The following is a 24,662-nucleotide window of genomic DNA, read 5'->3' as shown; positions in this document are numbered from 1 at the left end:
TTGCTGAGTGAACGCGTCTCAACAGTATGAGTGAACTTTATGTTGAGACGCGTTCACCGCAGATGGGTGCGGGCCTGCCACTCGGTGGCGGTGATGGCGTAGACCACTGTGTCTGACCAGCGGCCGCCATCCTCCGGCCAGTCCAGACGGCTGTGCTGTTCCAAGCGCATGCCAAGTCGGGTCGCCAGCGTCGCAGAAGCTCGGTTTTCGGGGTCCAGGTACGCGATCACACGGTGTGCACCGACACCCTCGACGGCCAACTTGAGTACGGCAGAGGCCGCCTCAAACGCAATCCCTCGGCCCTGGGACGCGGTAGCCAGGGTCCAGCCAATCTCGAGCACGTGGTTATCAACCGAAGACACCTCAAGCTTGGTCTGCCCAGCAAACTGGCCGTCGACCGAGATAACAAGCTTCACCGCGTCGCCGTTCTGCGCGAGGGTCGTGCTGCTCGCGTTCTTCTCAGCCGCGGCAAGTGCTTCGGGTTCCGTCAGCGCCGACATCGGCAGATAACGAATAACCTCGGGATCACTGAGCAGCGACCACAATTCGGGGCCGTCTGACTCTCGGTACCCGCGCAGTGAAAGTCGTTCGGTGCGCAGCGGCAGAACATCTCTCGCCGCCACGTCGTAGGGGAGAAGGAACGGGGCGGGAGCGCCCTCGCTGGCAACAGTGGGAGGCACCGGTACGGGGGAGGCCTCACGCGGCGCGGGTGATCCCGAATTAAGGGCCGTCCATTCCTCGTGGTCGAGACCATAGGTTTTGAGATTGACCCAGCCGCCTGGCTCCCACTCCTGCTCAAACGCGGTGCCCTCGTGGCGCATGCCAAGTCGGGCGCAGAGAGCTGACGAGGCCGTGTTGCGGTCGTCGAGTTGCGCGACCACCCGGTGCGCCTCAAGAAGCTCGAAGGCAATACGAACGGCCTCCGCCGAAGCTTCGGAAGCGTAGCCCTTCCCGTGCTGGTCAGCAGCGAACACCCACCCGACCTCAATCTCGGCCTTCATGGTGCTGGAGACCATCAGCATGAGATCACCGATGACCCGACCGGCCTCGGGCCCACTCGCGAGCTCCACTGCCAGAAACACGTGGTCACCGTCTTTGGTGAGTGTCTCGCCGGCTGCCGCCCTGCGCTCGGTGTGCTCGCGAGCTTCTTCGCGCGTCCGCTCAGGCCAGGGGATATAGCGCAAGATGTCGGCATCTTTTTGATAGAGCCAGACATCGTCGGCATCTGAAGCCTTGAGCGGGCGCAGCACCAGGCGTGCGGTGCGGCGCGGGTTGTGAACGAGCAACTCGCGCGACCACGATGTTGGGGGCCAAGTCGCGGGATCCTGAACCGTCACGCTGCTGTTTGAGAGCTCACTCATAAAAACGAGGCTACCGCAGCACAAATGCCGCGATAGCCTCGTTGTGGTTCAACGACCGAATTTAGCCGGCGTTGCAGACCTTCTGCAGGTCGGTGCCTGCCTTCTGCAGGGACTCCGAGCGCTTCTGGAGCTTGGCCGAGACCGCCTCGGACTCCTTGGACATAGCCTCGAGCTTTTCGCTTGCGTCGGGTGCTGTCATGTCGATGCTGCTGACATCAGGGACCTTGTAGCCCTTGAGGTCTTCGCCCATTGCAGAGAACTCGTCGGCAACGGTCTTCAGGGACTTGGAAACCTTCTCGTTGGTGACCTTCGACTGGGCCTCGTCGAGTGCCTTGTTGATCGGGTCAAACACCTTCGAGAAGTCGCCGTTGCCAGACATTGCGTCCTGCAGCAACGTGTTCATGTCGCTGGTTGCCTCATTGACGGTAGAGTTTGCAACCTTGCAGGCTTCGGTGACGCTCTGGCCGCCGGAGCAAGCGCTCAGGGTTGAAGCGAGTGCGATGGCCGCGACGACGGCACCGATGCGAAGAGTTGACTTCATGTGGAGATTCTCCTTGGATTGTGCGAGCTATTTTTTCGGCGCCTACAAAGCTGAGACCCCCCTCGCGCCGTAGAAATCCTAGTACCGCCGGGGCTCAGAACCGAATTGGGCGGCGGATCAGGGCCGGTGAGTAGGCTTGCGGCATGGAAATCGATGACGGTCAGCAGATCATGCGCGCATACGAAACGGTGCGCACGATGGTTTCGCCCGGAGGGTGCGCCTGGCACGAGGTGCAGACCCACGAGTCGCTCGTGCCGTTTCTGGTTGAGGAATCGGCAGAGTTTGTCGACGCGGTTGAGCGCGAGCTTCCTGCCAGCGAGGTGCAATCTGAACTCGGCGATGTGCTGTACCAGGTGCTCTTTCACGCGGCGATTGCCGAGCGTGATGGCGAGGGCTACAACCTGCAGAGTGTCGCTGAGTCTCTGAACACAAAACTCATTGCGCGTCACCCCCACGTGTTTGGTGATCGTGGGTACATGACCGTTGAAGAGCTTCACGCTGAGTGGGAGCGACTGAAAGAAGACGCGGCGGGTGAGGTGCGAGGATCGCGCGGCCCGCTCGAGGGGATCCCCGCGGGAATGCCAGCGCTCGCACGTGCCGCGAAGGTGGTCGAACGCCTCAAGCGAGCAAACCTTCTCGACCCGTCAGAGGGGACCGACGCCAACTCCGCGCCGGCAACCGAGGCGCAACTCGGCGATGCAATTCTGGCGCTGGTGACTCAAGCAAATGCGGCGGGGGTGGATCCGGATCGTGCGCTGCGACGGGCCGTTGACCGTATGGCGGCAGGTCTCACCGAAACGGAGTAACCGCCTACGGAAGCAGGCCGGCCTTGCGAGCCGCTGTCACGGCAGCGTGCCTGCTCGAACAGCCAAGCTTCGTTGTTGCGGTCTTGAGGTAGCTCTTGATCGTGGCCTCGGTGAGACCGAGGGTCTGCCCGATCTCAACGTTGCTGCCGCCAAGCGCCACGTGCGCCAATACGTCGAGCTCTCTGGGTGAGAGCTGCACACCCTCAGTTTCTGCGTCGACGGTTGTCTGCGATCCTGATCCGCTGCTGATCCGTGCCAGACGGTGTTCGAGAGCAGCAAGCTTTGCGCGCAGGGCGGGATCGGACACCTCAGCCGAAATGCCGCGCAATTCGGCGTAGCTCTCGCGCAGTTCTTCGAGGGTTGTGGCGGGCATTTCGCGGTGCTCAACGACGCGCGTTGGCATGGCGGCGAGGCGTCGGTTGACCTCGTCGTGAACGCGGATATCGCGAGCGAAGAGTCCCGTCACAGCCGAGGCCGAGTTTACGAGTGCGTTGCCGGGAGCCGATGGGGTGCGAGAGCCACCGTAGAGAACCGCACGAACGCAGCCGTCAACGATAACTGGCACCGCAAACAGCATCCGGATGCCCTCGGTAAGTACCTGGGTGTCGTAGTCGTGGGTGATCTTGGATGATCGCGCGTAGTCAGAAGTGAGCCGTGGACGGCTCTCGCGCATGGCGCGGCCGCCAAGACCTAGCCCGACTGCAACCTCAAGGCCACTCAAACTCTGGGTGTGGTTACCAAAAAGCGAGGTGACGGTAGCCACTCCGCGGTTCTCAAACCCGCCGAAGGCGACATCGAATCCCGTGGCTCGTGCGAATGACTGCACTGCAGCGTCGAGACTCGACTGCTCTGCGGTCATTGTGTCTTGCTTCATCGCAATACCTACTTTCGGGGGTATCACGATGGTAGCCGAAATCTCTAGCTTTGAAACGCAAGACATTGACATTGGTGTCAAACGGTATTTCAAAGGAGAAATGCATGCTTAATCACGCACACCCGGCTGCGCAGGGGAGTTATCGCGAGGTTTGGGATCGCAGCCAAGACGATCGCGCGGGGTTTTGGCTCGAGGCAGCGGAAGCTGTCGAGTGGGTTGTCGCGCCGAAAGACGCGATCGAAGAGCGCAGTCTGACGGAGTGGCGATGGTTTCCGGGTGGCGAGCTCAACATGTCCGCCAACGCACTCGATCGTCACGTCGACGCGGGCCGCGGCGACAATGCTGCCCTCATTTACGACTCGGCGATGACGGGCACACGCGCCAGCATCAGTTACTCCGAGTTACGGGACCGTGTCGCGCGTTTCGCAGGCGCACTTCGGGCGCAGGGAGTTGAAGCGGGCGATCGTGTACTCATTTATTTGCCGATGACCCCCGAAGCGGTCACGGCGATGCTCGCCTGTGCGCGCATCGGTGCGATCCACTCGGTTGTGTTTGGCGGGTTCGCCGCGAGCGAGTTGGCCGTGCGCATTCAGGACGCAAAGCCGAAGGTCATCGTGACGGCCTCGGGCGGTCTCGAGCCCAACCGGGCAGTTGAATATCTGCCGCTTGTGCAGCGCGCAATCGAGATTTGCGGGGGCGCCGCGGCCGGGGTGCAGGCGGTGATCGTTCGGGATCGCGACGCGGTCCCGGGATCCGCGGCTGACTACGCGAGTGAGACGAGTGCACGCTGGATCGACTGGGACGATGCCGAGCATGATGTGACTCCCGCAGACCCCGTGGCGCTGCCCTCTGATCACCCGCTCTATATTCTCTACACCTCGGGCACGACCGGAAACCCGAAGGGGGTTGTACGCGACACTGGTGGCTACGCTGTGGGGCTCTCGTGGGCTATGCGTGGCATCTACGACTTCGGGCCGGGGGACACTATCTTTACGGCCTCCGATGTTGGCTGGGTGGTGGGACACTCCTTCATCGTTTATGGTCCGTTGCTCGCTGGCGGCACCACGGTGCTCTACGAGGGCAAACCGGTTGGCACGCCTGACGCGGGTGCGTTCTGGCGCATCCTGTCGTCGTACGGTGCGAAGATCCTCTCCACGGCACCGACGGCGCTGCGGGCGATCAAGCGCGAGGATCCTGAGCTGCGAGAACTCACAAAGTACGACTTGTCATCGCTCAAGGCGGTTTACCTCGCGGGGGAGCGGATGGATCCCGAGACCTGGCACTGGATTAACGACGGGCTGGGAGTGCCGGTCGTTGACCACTGGTGGCAGACAGAGACCGGTTGGCCGATCTGCGCGAACCCGCTCGGCATCGAGCAGTTGCAGACAAAGGCAGGATCCACGACCGTACCGATGCCCGGCTTTGAGGTGTGCATCGTTGACGCCGACGGCAACGACATCACCGCGCCAGGGGTCGAAGGGAACATCGCCATCCGACTTCCACTCGCGCCGGGCGCGCTGCTCGATATTTGGGGAGGCCACGAGCGGTTCATCAGCTCGTACCTCGCGGCCTTCCCCGGGTACTACGCCTCGGGCGACGCTGGCCACTTTGACGAGGACGGATACCTGTTTGTAATGGGCCGCACCGATGACGTGATCAATGTTGCGGGGCACCGGCTCTCCACGGGTTCTCTCGAAGAGGTGCTCACGATGCACCCCGCCGTCGCGGAGTGCGCCGTCATCGGTGTGCACGACGAACTCAAGGGGCAGCACGCTGCGGGGTTTGTAGCTCTGAAGCACGGTGAGCAGGTGCACCGTGAAGAACTGGCAGCCGAGCTCGTGAGCCTGGTGCGCGAGCACGTCGGGCCTGTGGCTGCCTTCCGCGACGTGACGATCGTCGAACGGCTACCCAAAACGCGCTCGGGCAAGATCCTGCGCAAAACGATTCGGCAGATTGTTGACGGTGAACCGTACAAGATTCCGGCGACTATTGAAGATCCGTCGGTGATTGATGCGCTGATCGAAGCGCTCGGTCGCACGGTTCATGCCCCTGCAACCACGCAGATTCAGGTTGCCGCTGGCTGATCCCGAGCGAACGTTTTTTCCTATCCACTCCCGTGCGGCAAGGAGGCCACATGACACACAACACCGAGGGTGCACCGAGTCACCCCATCGATTACGAAGCATTCCAAGAGAGGCCCGAGTTTCAGGCCTATAAGCGGCGATTCCGTCGCTTTGTCTTTCCCATTGCGGCTGCCTTTATGGTGTGGTTTCTGGGCTACGTGATCCTCGCCGCGTACGCGCACGACTTTATGGCGCAGCCGCTTTTCGGCATGAACGTGGGGCTTGTTCTTGGCCTCGCACAGTTCGTGACCACGTTCGGAATCACCATGTGGTACGTCTGGTTCGCGAATCGAAACCTGGATCCCGCCTCAACCGAGCTGCGGGCAAAACTTGAGCTGCTGGAGCGCGACGGATCGCTTGAGCACGCAACAGATGGAGGCGCACGATGAACACCGCAACGATCCTGCACCTCGCTCCGAAAACGGCGGAGCAGAACCCGGTTCTCAACATCTCAATCTTCTTGGCGTTTGTCGCGGTGACGATGGTGATCGTGATTCGAGCGAGTCGCAATAACCGCACCGCGGCTGACTACTACGCGGGTGGACGCTCGTTCACGGGCACCCAGAACGGCATTGCGATCGCGGGCGATTACCTATCGGCGGCCTCGTTCCTCGGCATCTGCGGAGCGATTGCCATCAATGGTTACGACGGCTTCCTCTACTCAATCGGGTTTCTCGTCGCCTGGCTCGTCGCCCTGCTGCTCGTCGCTGAGCTGATGCGCAACACCGCGAAGTTCACGATGGCGGACGTGCTGTCGTTCAGGCTCAAGCAGCGACCCGTGCGCATGGCCGCAGCGGCAACGACTCTCGTGGTCTCTTTCTTCTACCTGCTCGCACAAATGGCCGGTGCCGGTGGTCTCGTGTCACTGCTGCTCGGGCTTGAAGATAAAACGGCACAGTCGCTGGTGATCGCGGTGGTCGGTGTTGTCATGATCATGTACGTGCTGATTGGCGGCATGAAGGGCACCACCTGGGTGCAGATCATTAAGGCTGTCCTGCTGATCGCGGGTGCAGGTGTGATGACGTTCTGGGTGCTGGCGCTCAACGGCTTCAATTTCCATGCGCTGCTTGAGGCAGCGGTTGCGAACCCCGAGAACGTGAACGGGGCCGCGATCCTGGTTCCCGGCCTGCAGTACGGTTCGAACCCGCTCGACTTTGTCTCGTTGGCGCTCGCGCTGGTGCTTGGAACCGCGGGGCTGCCGCACGTACTGATGCGGTTCTACACCGTGCCTACGGCGAAGGAAGCCCGCAAATCCGTGGTGTGGGCAATCTGGCTGATCGGTATCTTCTACCTGTTCACGCTCGTACTCGGTTTTGGTGCCGCGGCACTCGTTGGGCCCGAGACGATTGCTGCTGCTCCAGGCGGGCAGAACTCGGCAGCGCCGCTTGTTGCGCTTGCTCTGGGCGGGCCTCTGCTCCTCGGGTTCATCTCGGCGGTTGCGTTCGCAACGATCCTCGCGGTTGTCGCCGGGCTCACGATTACGGCCTCGGCGTCGTACGCCCACGACATCTACAACAGTGTGATCAAGAAGGGGAAGGCGACACCCAAGCAGGAGGTGAAGGTTGCGAAGATCACGACCCTCGTGATCGGTGGAGTCGCGATCCTCGGCGGCATCGGTGTGCAGGGTCAGAACATTGCTTTCCTCGTGGCGCTCGCGTTTGCGGTGGCCGCATCCGCGAACCTGCCGACGATCCTGTATTCGCTCTTCTGGAGTAAGTTCACGACCCGCGGCGCCGTGTGGAGCATGGTCGGTGGGCTTAGCTCAGCGATCATTCTGATCGCGCTCTCGCCGGTGGTGTCGGGCAACGAGACCGCGATGCTCGGTGAGGGTGTCGACTTCGCGATATTCCCACTGAAGAACCCCGGCATCATCTCGATCCCGCTCGGATTCTTCCTCGGCTGGCTGGGCTCGGTCACCGACCCCGGCACCGAGTCAAAGAAGCTGGCCGCCGAGATGGAGGTGCGTGAGCTCACCGGCTTCGGCGCCGAGCCGCCCGTGGTGCACTAGTCGGACGCGCTACCGCCGCAGCGATAAGGCCGCTGCCGCCCAGCTCAGAGCTGGTGCGGTGGCGGCCTTACTGATGCTCGATTTGGCATAGGCTTAAGGCAGAAGTGGAGCAATCCCGCAATGCCACATCCCGAGAGGAATCCCTTCGTGTTCAGTGACGCACGCTTTCGAAAGTTCATCGGATCTGTTGCCGCCATCGGTGCCGCAGCGTTAGTTCTGGTCGGGTGTTCACCGTCGACGGATCAGGGTGGCACGTTTGCCGATGACGGCTGCACCTCGGTAGTTGTGGCAACCTCCTCTGAAAAAGTGAACCTCATGGAAGACCTGGGGGCCGCCTTCAAGGACTCTGCAGAACACAAGGGACTCGAGAAGTGTGCCACGGTGCACGCCGTGAACGTGGCCTCGGGTAAAGCAGCGCAGTACCTGTCCGACTCCACGACCGAGTGGGCGCTCGGCGCTGACACGGCGCCATCGGTGTGGTCACCCGCCTCAACCGTGTGGACCAACCGTGTCGCCTCGATCGCCGGTGACAAGGTTGTTGCCGGAGCCGAGAGCTTCGCGAAGACCCCCGTTGTATTCGGTATGCCGGAGTCGATGGCGAAGGCGCTCGGGTACCCGGGCAAACCCATCAGCCTGAAGCAGATACACGATCTGATCGCGAATCCCGACGGGTGGGGAGCCGCGGGTAAGTCGATGTGGGGATCGTTCAAGATCGCAAAGACCAACCCCAACAGTTCCACCACGGGCATGTCGATGCTGCTGATGCAGGCCTATGCCGCTTCCGGCAAGGCTCAGGATTTGACGGTTGCCGATGTGAAAGCCGCCGAAGAATTCTCCCGGGTGTTCGAGTCCGGCGCGATCCACTATGGCGACACCACCGGCAAGGTGCTGCAGAACCTCGCCGATCGCACCTCGGGTAAGGGATCCTCATACGTGAGTGCCATCGCGCTCGAAGAGACCTCGCTCTACAACTACAACATCGGCAACCCCGACTCGCACACGGTGCAGCCGGGGGAGACGCTCACCCCGCCCGACGAGAAGCTCGTTGCGGTCTACCCCAGCGAGGGGTCGATGTGGAGCGACAACCCCGCGGTTGTGCTCGATGCGAAGTGGGTCACACCCGAGCAGAAGACCGCCTCGGCGGCGTTCGTGAAGTTCTTGCACACGAAAAAGGCGCAGGAACTGCTGCCAAAGTACGGTTTCCGTCCCACCGATGACTCGGTTGACGTCAGCAAGTACCTGAACGCAGACGTTGGGGTCGATCCCAAACAGCCCGCCGTCACACTCCCGCAGCCTGAGCCCGAGGTGGTCTCAGCTGCAATCGACCAGTGGGCGGCGATTCGTAAGCCCTCGGCGATCCTGCAGCTCATCGATATCTCGGGATCCATGGACGAGAGCATCGGTGACGGGCGTACACGACTCGACGGTGCGATCGAGGGATCGACCGCCACGCTCGGGCAGATCCGACCAACGGATGAGATCGGCGTGTGGGCCTTTACCACGGGCCTTTCCTCGAACATCGACGGCACCCGTGTGAATGGCATCGGGGTTGTGCGCCCGTTCGGAGTGCTGGGTGGCGACAAAGAAGGGCTGCAGAGCGACATCGAAGATCTCGCAAACAGTCAGCGAGCCGGCACCCCGCTGTACGACTCGATCTCTTCCGCGTACGACTACATGAAGACGCACGCCGAAGCGGGCCGCATCAACGCGATCGTGGTGCTTTCCGACGGCGAAGACACCGATTCAGCGACGCGCCTTGACACCCTCATTCAGAAGATCAACGCTGATCAGAAAGAGGGCGGCAACGACAAGCCCGTGCGCATCTTCGCGATTGCCTACTCGAAGGCCGCAGATGTTGAGTCCCTCGAAAAGCTGGCCCGCGCGTCTGGCGGCCAGGTGTTTGACGCGACGGATCCCGCCAAGATCACCGAGACCTTCCAATCGGTCATGAACAACTTCTAGCGAGAGACACTAAGCTACGATCGTGCGATCTCTGAAAGCGATGCTGGCGGTAGGGGCATCCGGTTTATTACTTGCCGGAGCCGCATCGGCGGCGACCCCTGCGCTCGCGGTGACCGATGTCGGCGAGATTATTGACTCGTGCGGATCGCAGACCGTATGCCAGTTTGACGGGGCCTCGATTACGAACGCGCAAGCGCTGGAGGGGTCGCTGCCCGACGGTGTGCGAGTTGTGGTCATCCCCGCGCCCGATCAGGCCGAGACCGTGCCCTCGAGCACAATCGCTTCGCAATTCAAGAGTGCTACCGGCGCGAAGACCGTCATTGTGATTGAGGATCGCTCAAAGGATCGATTTGCTGTCGCTTCTGACGGCGATGCCAAGGCGATCACCGAGGAGCTGTACTCGCAGAGCCAGACCGACGGTGGTCTGGCGGTTGCTGCGGTTGAAGACACGCTCGCATCTGGTGACGCCTCGCCGGGTGCAGACGACGACGGCGGATTTGGTGGCGCGTTGCTGGGCGGCATCCTGGTGATTGCCGCTTGCCTCGTTGGAGCTGGAGCCGTGTACGTGCTGATGCGGCGACGCAAGGGCCGCAGCAACTCCGAACACGTCGCGGCTATGCGACTTGAGAAGGAACTGGCGGCCGCCCTCGATGGCGAAGACGGCAAATTCATCGAAGACGCTCTTGAAAAGCTGGAGCGCAGCGCCGCGAAGTATCCCGATCTTGGGCCACTGTTGATGGCGATGACGCAGCACGTGTCAGAACTCTTCGTTCGCGTGCACAACCGCGGTACCGACCAGCAGCTTCGCCTGCTGCAGGCGAAGTACAAGGACACCCTGTCGAAGTTGCTCAAAGCGATGAACGACGACTATTACGGCGATATCTTGGCGAACCCGCAGTACTGGAGCAACCCGGAGCAGCGGCTCGCTGAAGTTGGAATGGCCATTGCTTCAGTGGACCAGCAGGCCGTCGAGAATATTCGACAGGTCAATGAGTCACGTGACCTTGAGTTTAAGGTTGCGCTCGACTCGCTCATTAAGACCGTAAACGAAGCCAAGCTGTCGGATGTTTATACCGACCGCGAAGAGTAGCCTGCTACCCCAATCAGGAGGAAACATGTCAGAGGAACAACCGACCGTCGCCGTCGATTTTGCCGCGCTGATTGAGCCCGACGATGCCAAAGCGTCTGAGGCACAGGCGACGCCGCTTGAGCGCGCAATCGCGGAGGTGCCCGAAACAGGAGCCGCGGTCGCTCGGCCCGAGGACTCAGCTTTTAAGTTCCGTAGCCTACTCACGGCGCAGCAGCTTGCAGACCTGGAGCGCGGGGCGCCGGTGCTCGCCCGCAAATTCGTCGATGACGTGAACCAGATCGTCTCGTTTGGCGGCCCGGTTATGGAGAAGATGAACTCCGCGTCCGTGCAGCTACTTGAGGCGCAGCGCGACATCAAGATTCCCGAGGCTGACGCGGTTGTCAACGACATGCTGCGCACGATGGACGGCTTCGAGAAGAAGTGGCGTTCGCAGAAGGTCGAAGACGCGGTGAACACCGTTGTCGGCTGGTTCAAAAAGACCAAGTACACACTCGCCACGATGGTGCGCGAGTCGAAGCCGATCTCAGACAAGATCGATCTGGCCGAGGTCAAGCTGCAGGAGATGGAGTCTGCCCTCGCCGACAACATTGCTCGCGGTGAGCTGCTCCACAAGCAGACGCTCTCCCACATGGACGATGTTGTTGCGGTGCTCGCGGCACTTGAGCAGGTAATTGTTGAACTGCGAAAGGAGTTTGACGAGGCCGACGGAATCTTGCGCGAGGCAGAGGCCTCGAAGTCTGAATCGGTGAGCTACAAGGGCGAGACAATCTCGGTCGACGAGCTGCGCGAGGTCCACAGCAAGCTGTCGTTTGTGCTCTCGGAGACCGAGAAGAGCTGGGCCGACTGGCGCACGCAGTTCTTCCTGGGCTTCGCGCACGCACCGGCCACTCGCAACCTCATCGTGACCACCTTTGCGCTGCGTCGCCGCCTCGCGACGTTCCGCACGATGGGTCTGCCGTCGGCACGCCAGTCGCTCGTGATGTGGCAGCAGGCTGCCTTCGCACGTGAGGGTGCCGAGCTCGGCGAGTCCGTGCAAGAGGGCACCAACAAGCTGATCCAGGGCGCCTTCGCTGAAACCGCGAAGTCTGTTGAAGCTGTTGCCAACGCCTCCCAGGCCCCGGTTATCACCGAGGACACCATCTGGGCCGTCATCGACTCGGTGAAGGCGCAGTGCGCTGCGATTGTCACCGCGGATCGTGCTGGGCGTGCGTTGCGCGCGCGCAACCTGCAGGCGCTTGAGCAGGGCGAGACCACGATCGAGGACGCGGTGATTGCCTCGCAGCGTGCCGTTGCTGATGCGAGCCGAAAGCCCTCGGCAGTTGAGGCTGCTCCTAGTGCTTCTCCCGCGTCGAATACCGCAGACCCGGGCAGCGACCTGCTGAACAAGCTCACTAGCTGAGCTGGATCCTGCTCTACACGCCAGCCGGTGCTGACACCTCAGCTGGCGGAAACCTCGCGTTTCTGTCCGGCAGTTGTGTGAGCACCGGCTGATGTGTTGCATTAACCCGCCCGCACCCATGAAAGAATGGCCTGCATGGCAAACCCCGTAAATCCTCCGCGCGGCATGCGCGACTTCCTGCCCGCTGACAAAGCCCGCCGCGAGCACGCGCTCGGGATCATCAAAGGTGTGTACCGCGCGCACGGTTTCGACGAGATCGAGACCCCCACGGTTGAGGATTACGCAAGACTGCACGCTGGCCTCGGGGGAGACAACGAGAAGCTTTCATTCTCGATCCTGAAGCGCGGTATCAAGCCGGAGGCACTCGCCGCAGCGGTCGAGGCGGGCAACCCCGAGCAGCTCGCCGACCTCGGTCTGCGCTTCGACCTGACCGTGCCGCTCACCAGGTTCTACGCGAGCCACCGCGCTGAGCTGCCGCCCGTGTTTCGCTCGATCCAGATCGGGCCAGTGTGGCGCGCCGAGCGTCCACAAAAGGGCCGCTACCGCCAGTTTGTGCAGGCCGATATCGACATCATCGGTGAGCCCGGATTGCTTGCCGAGATCGAGCTGGTCACCGCTACCTCGCAGGCGCTCGCTGAGCTTGGTCTGAACGGTTGCGTGATCCGCGTCAACGATCGCCGCATCCTGTTTGGCCTGCTCGACCACTGCGGTTTTGTGCCAGAGACTCACGATGGTGCGCTCATCACGATCGATAAGCTCGACAAGATCGGTGCCGAGGGAGTTGTTGAGGAGCTGCGCGGGATCGACGCGGTGGCCGCCGAGAAGCTCGGAGCCGTGCTCGCAGCAGTTGAACCCGCTCTCGCGGGAACGGAAGACGGCACGGGTGGGATCCCGCTCAGTCGCGACGCAATTGAGGCTGTACTGCCAGCAGGTGCCGCCACTGAGGGCGTAGAGAACCTCGCGGCACTCGGTGCTGCGCTTGAGGGCGCGCTGCCCGACGGTGTCAGCGTGCGCTTCGATCCGACTCTCGTGCGCGGCATGGGCTACTACACCGGCACGATCTTCGAGGTGGCCCACCCGGGTTCCGGCAGCTCGGTTGGTGGCGGTGGCCGATATGACGGCATGGTCGGACGTTTCCTGGGACAGGACGTGCCCGCCGTTGGATTCTCAATCGGGTTCGAGCGCGTTGTGGATCTGCTGACCCTGCCTGAGGGCACCGGCCCAGAGGCAGTTGCGCTGGTCTACGAAGCTGACGGTGACTTCACAAACCTGCTGACCCTGAAGCGTGAACTGGTGGCACGAGGCCACCGGGTGCGCCTCGAGAAGCGGCAGAAGAACATGAAGATGTTGCTTGCGAGGGTTGCTGCAGAGGGTTTCACCAGTTTTGCCGCGGTCCGTGCCGACACAAAGACCGCCGACGACCTCGAGTTTCGCCCGCTTAGCGATTAGCTGCGAAGGCGGTCGTGACCCGTTGACGTGGGGCTGAAGCGGTGGCACCATTTCACCATGGAAACTCAAATCTTTGTCAACGTCACCACGACCGATCTTGATCGCTCAAAAGCGTTCTATACGGCGCTTGGGTGTGAGATCAATCCGCTGTTCACAGACGAGAACGCGGCCTGCATCGTCTGGAATGAGCACATCTATTTCATGGTGCTCACGCACGAGCACTTCGGTGGTTTCACCGACAAGAAGCTCGCTGATCCCCGCTCCACGGCGCAGGTGATCCTGGCCATGTCTCGCGAGTCACGCGAAGACGTCGACAGCGTCCTCGCCGCTGGACTCGCCGCTGGTGGCAGTGAACCACGCGAACCCTCGGACTACGGGTTCATGTACTCGCGCACCATGGAAGATCCTGACGGCAACATCCTTGAGTTCCTCTACATGGATCCCGTAGCGTCCGAGGAAGGCCCGGCTGTCTGGGAGTCGCAACTGCCCTGAGTCTTTGGTGCCCGCTAAACTGTTGATCGGTGCGACGCAAGCGCACCGATCAACAGGCTTAGAACACACAGGCACAGACACTTAGGAGCGCACCTTGGCATTTATCGACGCAGTGATCGCCCGCGAGATTCTTGATTCACGGGGTAACCCAACCGTTGAGGTTGAGGTTGGCCTAACAGATGACTCGGTTGGGCGGGCGGCGGTGCCGTCCGGTGCTTCCACCGGAGCATTCGAGGCCTACGAGCTGCGCGACGGCGACAAGGATCGCTACCTCGGCAAGGGTGTTACCAAGGCCGTAGACGCGGTATTCGAGGAGCTCGCGCCGGCTATTGAGGGTTTTGCCGCTGACGATCAGCGCATCATCGACCAGATTCTTATGGAGGTCGACGGGACCGACAACAAGCAGCGCGTCGGGGCGAACTCGATCCTCGGCGTAAGCCTCGCAGTTGCGCACGCCGCAGCAGCCTCGGCCGAGCTGCCCCTCTACCGCTACCTCGGTGGCCCCAACGCGAGCACCCTGCCCGTGCCGCTCATGAACATCATTAACGGTGGCGCACACGCCGACACCGGCGTCGACATTCAGGAGTTTATGGCGGTGCCACTCGGTGCCGAGAGCTTCTCCGAGGGTCTGCGCTGGGGCGTAGAGGTGTACCACGCGCTCAAGGCGCTGCTAAACGAAAAGGGCCTGTCAACCGGCCTCGGCGACGAGGGTGGTTTCGCACCGGACCTGCCGCACAACGCTGAAGCTCTCGACCTGATCGTTGAGGCGATCAAGCGCGCCGGGTTCGAGCCGGGCCGCGACGTCGCCGTTGCGCTCGACGTTGCCTCGTCTGAGTTCTACTCAGACGGTGCCTACAACTTCGAGGGCCAGAAGCGTACGGCTGAAGAGATGACCGCGTACTACGAGGATCTGCTGAACCGCTACCCGCTCGTTTCGATCGAGGATCCCCTCGACGAGAGCGACTGGGACGGTTGGAAGCACCTCACCGACAAGCTTGGCAGCCGCGTGCAGCTCGTTGGCGACGACCTCTTCGTCACCAACCCGGAGCGCCTCGCTGACGGCATCGAAAAGGGTGTCGCGAACTCGATCCTCGTGAAGGTCAACCAGATCGGCACTCTCACCGAGACGTTCGACGCCGTGCAGCTCGCGCAGCGCTCCGGCTACACCGCCGTCATGTCGCACCGCTCGGGTGAGACCGAAGACGTGACGATCGCCGACCTCGCCGTTGCGACCGATTGCGGTCAGATCAAGACCGGTGCTCCGGCTCGCTCCGATCGTGTCGCAAAGTACAACCAGCTGCTCCGCATCGAAGAAGAACTCGGTGGCGCCGCAAAGTACGCCGGACGCAGCGCGTTCCCGCGTTTCTCGGCGTAAGCACTAGGCGGTAAGTAGCGCGCATGGCAAACGACAGCACGGTGAAACGCTGGAGAGAAGATCTCGGGACCTGGTTTTCGAGTCTGCGCTTCAGTGGTTTCACCGTGCTCGTTGTGATCCTGGTGGTCGCGGGGGTCGTGATTGTCAGCCCGAGCCTGTCGACCTTTGTGCAGCAGCAGCGCGAGCTCTCTGACCTGCGCGATAACGTCAAGCAGGGCCAAGAGTCGGTCGACAAGATGGATGCTGAGCGCGCCAAGTGGAAAGACCCCGTTTACGTCCGTTCCCAAGCACGTGATCGTTTGTTTTACGTGCTACCGGGGGAGACGCAGCTGAACGTGATCGATGACACGGTGTTGCCAGTCGAGTCAACCGAAAAGACCGAAGCCAAGCTCTCGCGCATGCAGAGCAACTGGGCGCAGGGGCTCGCCGGTTCGTTCCTCACAGCTGGAACCACCAAAGCCACGCCTGAACAACTGAAATCTGACAAAACTGCTGCGCAAGATCCTGCGCCCACACAGAGCACGACCGACGCTAACCCCGAGGAGTCCCAACAATGAGCCGGCCCCCTACGCCGAACCCACCCAGGCTGATATTGCAGCCGTGAGTGAGCAGCTTGGCCGTGAAGCCCGAGGTGTTGTTGGGATCGCAGCTCGCACCACAGACGGGGCTCCCGCAGTCGTGGCAACGGCCTCACGCCTGCCCGACGGATCGCCCTTCCCGACGTTTTACTACCTCTGCCATCCCGAGGCTGTCGCTGCAGCGTCGCGCCTTGAAGCCGTCGGCATGATGGCCGAGTTTAACGAGATGCTCGCCGAAGACGAAGAGATGCGCGCGCAGTACCAGCGTGCACACGAGCAGTACATCGCGGATCGCGACACCGTGGGCGAGGTTCCCGAGCTTGCCGGTGTGAGCGCGGGCGGAATGCCGACCCGCGTAAAGTGCTTGCACGCGCTCATGGGTCACGCTTTGGCGGCGGGCCCGGGAGTGAACCCCATCGGAGATATTGCGCTCGAACGAAGTGGCTGGAGCCTCTAAAGCGCAGAAACCTCGGGTTCTGCAAGAAACTCGGTTGAAATTTTCGGTTTTTTGGATGCAGGCCGCGGAAAACGCAAGTTCCACCTGAAAGTCAGTCTAGAATGAGTGGGTTGGGCGAATTGCGTCCATCATTTGCCGTGTCCCCGTTCTAGGCGCGGGACCATTTCTGCTCATATGCATCAAGGAGACCGCTTCGTGGCGAAGAAGATTCTGATCGTTGGTGGTGGCTACGCTGGCTTCTACACTGCTTGGAAGCTGGAGAAGCTTCTTCGTGCTGGCGAAGCTGAGGTGACGATCGTTGATCCGTTGCCCTACATGGCCTACCTGCCGTTCCTTCCCGAGGTTGCCGCTGGCTCGATTGAGCCGCGTCACGCAGTTGTAGCGCGCCGCCGTCACCTCAAGAAGACCGCGAACATCGCGGGCAAGGTGACCGGCATTTCGCACGACACCAAAACCGCGACCATCACCCCCAACGTGGGCGAGGCGTTCGACTTCGAGTACGACCAGATCGTTGTGACGACCGGATCCGTCTCGCGTACCTTCCCGATCGCTGGCATCGCCGATAACGCAATCGGCATGAAGACCATCGAAGAGGCCGTTGCAGTGCGCGACCGCATGGTCGGCAACTTCGAGCGCGCGGCTTCACTGCCCGCAGGATCGGCCGAGCGTGCACGCCTGCTCACCGTTACCGTGGTCGGTGGCGGCTTTGCTGGCATCGAGACGATCTCAGAGCTGCGATCCTTCGCAACTGCTCTGCTGCGTCGTTACCCCGAGATCAACTTCGACGAGACGGTGTTCCACCTCGTTGAGGCCATGGGCCGCATCATGCCCGAGGTCGCGCAGAAGACCGCCGACTGGGTTGTGAAGGATCAGACCCGTCGTGGCGTCAACATCCACCTCGACACCCAGCTCTCGTCTGCGGTCGACGGCAAGATCGAGCTCTCCACCGGCGAGAACTACGAGTCCGACCTGATCGTGTGGACGGCTGGCGTTATGCCCCGCCCGTTCCTGCGTGGCACCGACCTGCCGATTGGCCCGCGTGGCCACGTGGTCGCAAGCCCGAACCTGCGCATCACCACCGAAGACGGCAAAGAGCTCGCTGGGGCGTGGACCGCGGGTGACACCTCGCAGGTTCCCGATATCTCTGCGACCCCCGGCCCCGGTGGATTCTGCGTTCCCAACGCGCAGCACGCCGTTCGTCAGGGCCGTCTGCTCGCGAAGAACATCGTCGCGGATCTGCGCGGCGAGGGTGCACGCGAGTACAACCACAAGAACCAGGGTGCGGTTGCCGGTCTCGGCCTCAACACCGGTGTGTTCCAGTCGGGCAACTTCGCTCTGCGCGGTTACCTCGCATGGCTCGCGCACCGCTTCTACCACGGCCTCGCGATCCCCACGTGGGAGCGCAAGTGGCGCGTGTTCGGCGGCTGGGTTGGTCACTTCTTCCTCGCACGCGACGTCGTGAACATCGAGGCAGTGCAAGAGCCCCGCGCGATCTTCGAGGAATTCGCGAGCCGCCCCAAGGCGTAAGCGATCCTGAACCGCTAAAAACCCCGCTGACCACTATGGTTGGCGGGGTTTTTGCGTTCTGGGTGTTGTTTGCCACCCTGCTCGCTTCACTCGCCCAGCCACCCCGCTCACCCGTCGAGAAGCCATCGTCTCGTCGAGAAGCCATCGTATGTGATGGCGAGTCGACGAAATGATGGCCAGTCGGCGGGATGGGGAGCAGGTTAGGCCGCGAGGGAAGCAGCGGGTCAGTTCTCCTGGGGCGCGTGCCGCGACAAAAACTCGTACATATCCGTGTCGTCGACCCCCGGGAAGGTGCCCGTCGGCAGTGGTGTGAGCACGTGCGCGTGCATGCGCGCGCTCGGCCACGCCTTGCCAGACCAGCGCGTCAGCAACTCGGGGCGCGCCATGCGGCAGCAGGATTCGTCAGGGCAGGTCGACACCGCTCGCACGCTGGTGTCGCGGCCGCGGAACCAGCGTGTGTCGTCAAACGAGACACCACAGGCAATCGCGAACGGGCCCTGCTCCGCGTCGCCCGTCTGCACGCTCGACCAGAAGGTACCCGACGGGGTGTCGGTGTATTGATAGAACTCACTCGTGCGGTTGGTTCGATTGAACGCGGATCGGCCACCCCACTTGTGGCAGAGCACCTCGCCCTCGATCGAGCCTGAGGTATCGGCCGGGAACGGCAGCCCATCGTTTGCGTAGCCGCGCACCAGGGATCCCGCGCCGTCCGCGCGATAGTGGTGCACCCGCAGATCGAGGTGTCTCGTGGCGAGGTTGGTGAATCGGTGGGCCGCGGCCTCGTGAGTGACCCCGAATGCGTCGCGAAGATCTTCAATTGCGAGGTTACGGTTGCGCTTTGCCTGCTGCAAGAACTCGACCGCGCGGGCCTCTGGCAGCAGGCAGGCTGCCGCGAAGTAGTTGATCTGAAGCCGCTGTTCGAGAAATTCTGCATAACTTGCCGGTTCGGAGTGGCCGAGCACGCGGTGAGCCATTGCCTGCAGTGCGAGGGATCGCAGGCCGTGGCCACCAGGGATCGATGCGGGCGGCAAATAAATGCGACCGTTCTCAAGATCTGTAATACTTCGTGTGTTTGAGGGCAGATCGTCAACGAAGATGAGTGTGAAGCCGAGCATCTCCGCCAGCATCGCGACCTGGCGGTGCGTGACGGCTCCCGTGCCGTGACCGATGCGCCGCATGAGGTCGGAAGCCAAAACCTCGACCTCGGGCATGTAGTTGTCGCGCTCCTGCATTTGCATGCGGATGGCGGTGTTTGCCCGGCGGGCTTCCTCTGAGGTTGTTGCAGCGGCTCGGGATCGACGCGCGAGTTCACGATGCAGTCCCACGATGGCCTCGAGGGTGTCGTCACTCAGCGTTCGTGGTGTACGCACGTGGGGGAGGCCCAGGCGGGAGTAACCGGGGGCTGACTGCGCACGTTCGAGCTCGATCTCCAGGGCGCTGCGATGATCCGGAGCCTCGTGTTTCAGTAGCTCAGAGGGGTCGATGCCAAACTCGCGGGCGAGCCCCTGAAGCAGACCGAGTCGCGGTTCGCGCTTGCCGTTCTCGATGAGGGAGAGCTGGCTCGCGACAACACCGACCTTTTCGCCGAGTTGATCGAGGGTGAGGCCCGAGCGTGTTCTGAAGTGTCGCAGCCGCTTTCCGAGCAGGAGACGATCAACTTCTGCCTCGCTAATAGAGGGGGTCGCTTCAGGTGCCATAAATTGACTATATGTCAAAAAGCTAAAATCTTTACACCCGAATCGGTAAACTTGCAGCTTCGGGAGTACCGAGAATGGATATGACACCGATTCTTACCACTCAAGGTTCACACCCGAGGAGAACGTCAATGGGTACCAACCAGGTCATCGAGATCGCAGATCTCGTGCGCGCCGAAGCCACCACCACCAAACCGGAGATTCTGGAGTGGGTGACCACCGTTGCCGAGCTCGTAAAGCCCGACGCAATTGTGTGGTGCGACGGCTCACAAGACGAATGGAACCGCATCACCACGGAGATGGTCGAGGCCGGTACCCTCGTTCCACTCAATAAGGATCTGCGCCCCGGCAGCTTCCTCGCTCGCTCGCACCCCGCCGACGTGGCGCGCGTTGAGGATCGCACATTCATCTGCTCCGAGAGCGAAGCCGATGCAGGCCCGACCAACAACTGGGTTGCTCCCGAGGCCATGAAGGCCGAGCTCAACCCCTACTTCGACGGCGCTATGCGCGGTCGCACCATGTACATCGTTCCGTTCTCGATGGGGCCCGTTGGCGGCGCCATCACACAGCTCGGCATCGAGATCACCGATTCGCCCTACGCAGTGCTGAACATGCGAATCATGACCCGCATGGGCCAGACCGCACTCGACGGCATCACTCCCGGCAGCGAGTGGGTGCGCACCGTTCACTCGGTCGGCATGCCCCTCGAGTACGGGCAGGAAGACGTTGCATGGCCGTGCAATGACACGAAGTACATCACACACTTCCCTGACACGCTTGAGGTGTGGTCGTACGGCTCCGGCTACGGCGGCAACGCGCTGCTCTCGAAGAAGTGCTTTGCGCTGCGTATCGCCAGCGTAATGGGCAAAAACGAGGGCTGGCTCGCTGAGCACATGCTGCTGCTGAAGCTGACCAACACCGATTCCGGCAAGTCGTACCACCTCTCGGCGGCGTTCCCGTCTGCCTGCGGCAAGACGAACCTCGCCATGCTGCAGCCAACCATCCCCGGATGGAAGGTCGAGACCATCGGTGACGACATTGCGTGGCTGCGCCCCGGCAAAGACGGCCGCCTGTACGCGATCAACCCCGAGGCGGGTTTCTTCGGCGTGGCACCCGGCACCGGCGAGACGACCAACCCCGTCGCGATGGAGACCCTGTGGGGCAACACCATCTACACCAACGTCGCACTGACCGACGAGGGTGACGTGTGGTGGGAGGGCAAGACCGATGAGGTCCCTGCGCACCTGATCGACTGGGAGGGCAACGACTGGACCCCCGAGTCGGGTCGCGTCGCCGCACACCCGAACTCGCGCTTCACGGTGCCGATTCAGCAGACCCCGACGCTCGCGCAGGACTGGTACGAGCAGGATGGTGTGCCACTCGACGCAATCTTGTTCGGTGGACGCCGCGCGACCAACGTGCCGCTCGTGGCCCAGTCGCTCTCTTGGAACCACGGCGTCTTTGTTGGCGCGACGATCTCCTCCGAAAAGACCGCGGCCCAGGAAGGCACCGTTGGCGAGCTGCGCCGCGATCCCTTCGCGATGCTGCCGTTCTGCGGCTACAACATGGCCGACTACTGGGGCCACTGGCTCGAGATGGGCGAGATTCTTGGTGACAAGGCTCCGAAGATCTTCCAGGTCAACTGGTTCCGTAAGGGTGCCGACGGTCGCTTCCTGTGGCCAGGCTTCGGCGACAACTCGCGCGTGATCGACTGGGTGATTCGCCGGGTCGAGGGTGACGTCACCGGTCGCGAGACCGCGATTGGCACCGTTCCCGCCGCTGGCGAGCTGAACCTCAACGGCATCGAGGTGCCAGAGGCCGATCTCGAAGAGCTGTTCTCGGTGCACGCCGACTCCTGGCTCGCAGAGGCCGACCTCACCGAAGAGTTCTTCGCACAGTTTGGCGATCGTACGCCTGCAGCCCTGCAGGAGCAGCTCGCGAGCCTCCGCGCTCGTTTGAGTAAGTAGTAAGCCTGAGTGCCTAGCGCTCACACAAGCCGTAGGCCCCGTCGTTCTGCCCAACGACGGGGCCTACTATTTTGTCGGGATCGGTCACGGCAGGTCCTGAACATCTGGCAGAATCAATAGGGCCCCCCATAGCCCAACCGGCAGAGGCAGTCGACTTAAAATCGATCCAGTCTGGGTTCGAATCCCAGTGGGGGACGTGCTTGTTGCGAAAGTAGTGCTGATCGTCGCGATCCTCATTGCGATCACCCTCGGGGTGTTCATGAGGGTGCGCGCTTGGCGGCGACGGCGCGCCCAGGCAAAAGCGCAGTGGCAGGCCGAGCTTGATCGGGATCTGCGCGAATAGCTACAACCTCTAGCAGCGAGCATGGTCTGCGTTCTACACTTCGACTATGACTCTCGACGCGGCGCTCGACCTCACAGCGGTAGACCTTCGAGCGCGGGCTGAGCGGCAGCCCTGGCACAACCCGGAGAGCTACTGGGGTGCATTTACAGCGGCAACACAAGACCGGTCAGCACCCGTCGTCGCGCTGAGCGTCGAGGCGCTGCATCACAACGCGCACGACCTCATGCGTCGCGCGGGTGGGCTCCCGATTCGTGTCGCTAGTAAGTCTGTTCGTGCGAGGGGTGTGCTTGACGCCGTGCTCGCGCTGCCCGGGTTTCGAGGAATCCTCGCCTACACCCTTGCCGAGGCGCTGTGGCTGGCCGAGACGATCGACGACGTTGTTGTCGGGTATCCGACGGCAGACTTCGCCGCGCTCAAACGATTGGGGGAGAGCGCGCGGGCGAGTGAACGCGTCACCGTGATGATCGACAGCGAGGATCAGTTGGACCTCATCGATGCCGCGATCCCTCCCGCTAAACGAAGCACAATCCGAGTCTGCCTCGATCTTGATGCCTCCTGGCGTAACCCGGTGCTCGGGCACATCGGCGTTCGGCGTTCGGCGCTGCGACAGCCCCACGAGCTGCAGGCTCTCGCGGCCCGCGTCGAGCGGCGCGACGGGTTTACGCTCGTCGGTGTGATGGCGTATGAGGCGCAGATCGCGGGGGTGGGTGACCGACCCGCGGGAAAGCCCGCCGAGGCCGTACTCTTGCGCACGATTCAGCGGGCGAGCGGGGCAGAACTCGCGGAGCGCCGGGCCGCCGCCATCGCTGCGGTGAGCGAGGTTGCAGAACTGGAGTTCGTCAACGGTGGTGGTACGGGATCGGTTGAGCGCACGGCGTCTGAATCGGTCATTACCGAGGTTGCCGCGGGCAGCGGTCTCTATGGGCCCCACCTGTTTGACCACTACTCGGTGTTCACGCCCGCGCCAGCACTGGCGTTTGCGCTTGACGTGGTGCGCAAGCCGACACAGGATCGCGCCACGCTGCTCGGGGGCGGCTGGATCGCCTCGGGGCCGGCAGCGCCAGACCGCCTGCCCCTGCCGGTATGGCCGGAGGGACTGAAGTATGAGCCGCGTGAGGGGGCCGGTGAAGTGCAAACCCCGCTGCGAGGTGAGGCCGCACGGCAAATGAAGCCGGGGGACCGAGTGTGGCTGCGGCACACAAAGGCCGGAGAACCGCTTGAGCACACAAACGAGATCGTGCCGGTGACCGCGGACGGCTCGGCGCTGCCCGCGATCCCAAGCTATCGAGGAGAAGGGCAGTGCTTCCTATGACCACACGCTGGCAGAACTGGGCGAGAACAGAGTCGTCGCAACCGGTACTCGCAATTGCCCCAAAGAGCATCGAACAGATTGTGCTCGCAGTGAACCGGGCCGCAGAGACAGGCCACACGGTGAAGCCCATCGGCGCCTCCCACAGCTTCACGGGTGTTGGCGCGACCGACGGCGTGCGTCTTGACATGAGCAAACTGCGCGGGCTGGTTTCTGCTGATCGGGATCGTGGGCGGGTCACCCTCTGGGGAGGTACCCACCTCTGGGAACTCCCGGCGATCCTCACCCCGCTCGGCCTTGCACTGCACAACATGGGTGACATTGACCGGCAGACCATCACCGGCGCCACTCAGACGGGTACACACGGCACCGGACTGGGCCTCGGCGGGCTCGCAACCGCCATTGTTGCTGCGACGCTCGTGACGGGAACCGGCGAGATCCTCACCGTGAGTGAAGACGAGAATGCTGAACTGCTGCCCGCGGTTGCGCTCGGGATCGGGGCACTCGGTGTGCTCGCCACCGTCACGGTGCAGTGTGTGCCGAGATACCTCTTGCACGCTGAAGAGGCGCCGATGCCGCTTGAGGAGGTGCTCGATACGTTCGTAGAGCGATCCCGCACAACCGACCACTACGAGTTTTACTGGTTTCCGCACACCCGCGGCGCACGCACAAAAAACAACACCCGCCTGGCCCCGGAAGCCCAGGCCGAACCGCTCGGACGCTTCAAGCGCTTCGCCGATGAGGAACTCGCCAACAACGCTGCCTTCGGGGCCGTCACCGCTGTCGGCGGTGCGCTGCCGCGGGCGGTGCCGCGCCTCAACCGGCTTGTCAGCTCGGTATCGAGTAAGCGCAGCTACAGCGACGAATCTCACCGGGTGTTTGTGACGCAGCGCCGGGTGCACTTCCGAGAGATGGAGTACGGGGTGCCACTCGAAGCGGTACCCGACGCAGTGCGGGAGCTTCGCCGCATGATTGGCAAGCGGCGGTATCGGGTTTCGTTTCCGATCGAGGTGCGGTCGGCCGCGGCCGACGATCTGCTGCTGTCGACCGCAAACGGACGCGAGACCGGATACATCGCCGTGCATCGATACTGGCGTGAGCGAGATCGCAGCTATTTCCGGGAGGCCGAGGCGATTTTGGCTGACCACGAGGGGCGACCGCACTGGGGCAAGATGCACACACAAAACGCCCGCTCACTGCGAGAGCTGTACCCCGGTTTTGAGCGCTTTTTGGCGGCTCGGGATCGGCTCGATCCTGAACGGGTATTTGCGAATGCATATTTGACGCGTGTGCTGGGGGATTGAGTC

At 62.4% G+C, this 24,662-nt stretch carries 21 protein-coding genes and 1 tRNA gene; 18 read left to right on the top strand and 4 right to left on the bottom strand.

Annotated features, from left to right (window positions below):
• Positions 1–53: 53 nt before the first annotated feature.
• Complete coding sequence (locus tag G7068_RS04470; RefSeq protein ID WP_166289485.1) at positions 54–1,361, bottom strand: GNAT family N-acetyltransferase; 1,308 nt, start codon at positions 1,359–1,361, stop codon at positions 54–56.
• Positions 1,362–1,422: 61 nt separating this feature from the next.
• Positions 1,423–1,902, bottom strand: a complete 480-nt coding sequence (locus G7068_RS04465) for a hypothetical protein (RefSeq protein ID WP_166289482.1) — start codon at positions 1,900–1,902, stop codon at positions 1,423–1,425.
• Between the two features lie 143 nt (positions 1,903–2,045).
• Between G7068_RS04465 and G7068_RS04460 the strand changes: the two genes are divergently transcribed.
• Complete coding sequence (locus tag G7068_RS04460; RefSeq protein WP_166289479.1) at positions 2,046–2,708, top strand: MazG nucleotide pyrophosphohydrolase domain-containing protein; 663 nt, start codon at positions 2,046–2,048, stop codon at positions 2,706–2,708.
• Positions 2,709–2,712: 4 nt separating this feature from the next.
• Here G7068_RS04460 and G7068_RS04455 read toward each other — a convergent pair whose 3' ends face one another.
• Positions 2,713–3,582 carry a helix-turn-helix transcriptional regulator gene (locus tag G7068_RS04455; RefSeq protein ID WP_166289476.1) on the bottom strand — a complete coding sequence of 290 codons (870 nt, stop codon included), beginning with the start codon at positions 3,580–3,582 and terminating at the stop codon, positions 2,713–2,715.
• Between the two features lie 104 nt (positions 3,583–3,686).
• On the opposite strand from G7068_RS04455, the gene G7068_RS04450 reads away from it, so the two are divergent.
• The 12 genes from G7068_RS04450 to G7068_RS04395 all read left to right on the top strand — a co-directional run bounded on the left by G7068_RS04450 (position 3,687) and on the right by G7068_RS04395 (position 18,042).
• On the top strand, positions 3,687–5,666 hold the full coding sequence (locus G7068_RS04450; protein ID WP_166289473.1) for an AMP-binding protein: 1,980 nt from the start codon (positions 3,687–3,689) through the stop codon (positions 5,664–5,666).
• Positions 5,667–5,716: 50 nt separating this feature from the next.
• Positions 5,717–6,094 carry a DUF485 domain-containing protein gene (locus G7068_RS04445; protein ID WP_166289470.1) on the top strand — a complete coding sequence of 126 codons (378 nt, stop codon included), beginning with the start codon at positions 5,717–5,719 and terminating at the stop codon, positions 6,092–6,094.
• A complete protein-coding gene (locus G7068_RS04440) occupies positions 6,091–7,713 on the top strand; it encodes a solute symporter family protein (protein ID WP_166289467.1) in 1,623 nt (540 codons plus the stop codon). The genes G7068_RS04445 and G7068_RS04440 overlap by 4 nt, the downstream gene beginning before the upstream one ends.
• A gap of 147 nt (positions 7,714–7,860) precedes the next feature.
• Complete coding sequence (locus G7068_RS04435; RefSeq protein ID WP_244304676.1) at positions 7,861–9,675, top strand: substrate-binding and VWA domain-containing protein; 1,815 nt, start codon at positions 7,861–7,863, stop codon at positions 9,673–9,675.
• A gap of 22 nt (positions 9,676–9,697) precedes the next feature.
• The gene (locus G7068_RS04430) at positions 9,698–10,765 is read left to right on the top strand and encodes a hypothetical protein (RefSeq protein WP_166289461.1); all 1,068 of its coding nucleotides are present in this window, start codon (positions 9,698–9,700) and stop codon (positions 10,763–10,765) included.
• 25 nt (positions 10,766–10,790) lie between these two features.
• On the top strand, positions 10,791–12,164 hold the full coding sequence (locus tag G7068_RS04425) for a toxic anion resistance protein (protein WP_166289458.1): 1,374 nt from the start codon (positions 10,791–10,793) through the stop codon (positions 12,162–12,164).
• A 135-nt stretch (positions 12,165–12,299) separates the two neighbouring features.
• On the top strand, positions 12,300–13,613 hold the full coding sequence (gene hisS, locus G7068_RS04420) for a histidine--tRNA ligase (RefSeq protein WP_166289454.1): 1,314 nt from the start codon (positions 12,300–12,302) through the stop codon (positions 13,611–13,613).
• A 57-nt stretch (positions 13,614–13,670) separates the two neighbouring features.
• Positions 13,671–14,105, top strand: coding sequence for a VOC family protein (locus G7068_RS04415; protein ID WP_166289451.1), 435 nt, complete (start codon positions 13,671–13,673; stop codon positions 14,103–14,105).
• Positions 14,106–14,199: 94 nt separating this feature from the next.
• Positions 14,200–15,480 carry a phosphopyruvate hydratase gene (eno, locus tag G7068_RS04410; protein WP_166289448.1) on the top strand — a complete coding sequence of 427 codons (1,281 nt, stop codon included), beginning with the start codon at positions 14,200–14,202 and terminating at the stop codon, positions 15,478–15,480.
• A gap of 23 nt (positions 15,481–15,503) precedes the next feature.
• On the top strand, positions 15,504–16,037 hold the full coding sequence (locus tag G7068_RS04405) for an FtsB family cell division protein (RefSeq protein ID WP_244304675.1): 534 nt from the start codon (positions 15,504–15,506) through the stop codon (positions 16,035–16,037).
• A gap of 43 nt (positions 16,038–16,080) precedes the next feature.
• On the top strand, positions 16,081–16,515 hold the full coding sequence (locus G7068_RS04400) for a DUF501 domain-containing protein (protein ID WP_244304673.1): 435 nt from the start codon (positions 16,081–16,083) through the stop codon (positions 16,513–16,515).
• A gap of 195 nt (positions 16,516–16,710) precedes the next feature.
• On the top strand, positions 16,711–18,042 hold the full coding sequence (locus tag G7068_RS04395; protein ID WP_166289445.1) for an NAD(P)/FAD-dependent oxidoreductase: 1,332 nt from the start codon (positions 16,711–16,713) through the stop codon (positions 18,040–18,042).
• A gap of 224 nt (positions 18,043–18,266) precedes the next feature.
• Here the strand turns inward: G7068_RS04395 and G7068_RS04390 are convergent, their stop codons facing one another.
• Positions 18,267–19,739: a helix-turn-helix domain-containing protein gene (locus G7068_RS04390; RefSeq protein WP_166289442.1), complete on the bottom strand. Its 1,473-nt coding sequence runs from the start codon at positions 19,737–19,739 to the stop codon at positions 18,267–18,269.
• Between the two features lie 128 nt (positions 19,740–19,867).
• Between G7068_RS04390 and G7068_RS04385 the strand changes: the two genes are divergently transcribed.
• The 5 genes from G7068_RS04385 (at position 19,868) to G7068_RS04365 (ending at position 24,659) form a co-directional block, all read left to right on the top strand.
• A complete protein-coding gene (locus G7068_RS04385; protein WP_166289439.1) occupies positions 19,868–21,703 on the top strand; it encodes a phosphoenolpyruvate carboxykinase (GTP) in 1,836 nt (611 codons plus the stop codon).
• A 122-nt stretch (positions 21,704–21,825) separates the two neighbouring features.
• Positions 21,826–21,899, top strand: a tRNA-Leu gene (locus tag G7068_RS04380).
• Positions 21,891–22,046: a hypothetical protein gene (locus G7068_RS04375; protein WP_166287115.1), complete on the top strand. Its 156-nt coding sequence runs from the start codon at positions 21,891–21,893 to the stop codon at positions 22,044–22,046. The genes G7068_RS04380 and G7068_RS04375 overlap by 9 nt, the downstream gene beginning before the upstream one ends.
• A gap of 46 nt (positions 22,047–22,092) precedes the next feature.
• A complete protein-coding gene (locus G7068_RS04370; protein ID WP_166289436.1) occupies positions 22,093–23,358 on the top strand; it encodes an alanine racemase in 1,266 nt (421 codons plus the stop codon).
• A complete protein-coding gene (locus tag G7068_RS04365; RefSeq protein ID WP_166292988.1) occupies positions 23,355–24,659 on the top strand; it encodes a D-arabinono-1,4-lactone oxidase in 1,305 nt (434 codons plus the stop codon). Before G7068_RS04370 ends, G7068_RS04365 begins: the two co-directional genes overlap by 4 nt.
• Positions 24,660–24,662 lie beyond the last annotated feature (3 nt).

This window comes from Leucobacter viscericola (genome assembly GCF_011299575.1).
Classification (GTDB): Bacteria; Actinomycetota; Actinomycetes; order Actinomycetales; family Microbacteriaceae; genus Leucobacter; species Leucobacter viscericola.
This window is presented reverse-complemented; position numbering and strand designations above follow the sequence as displayed.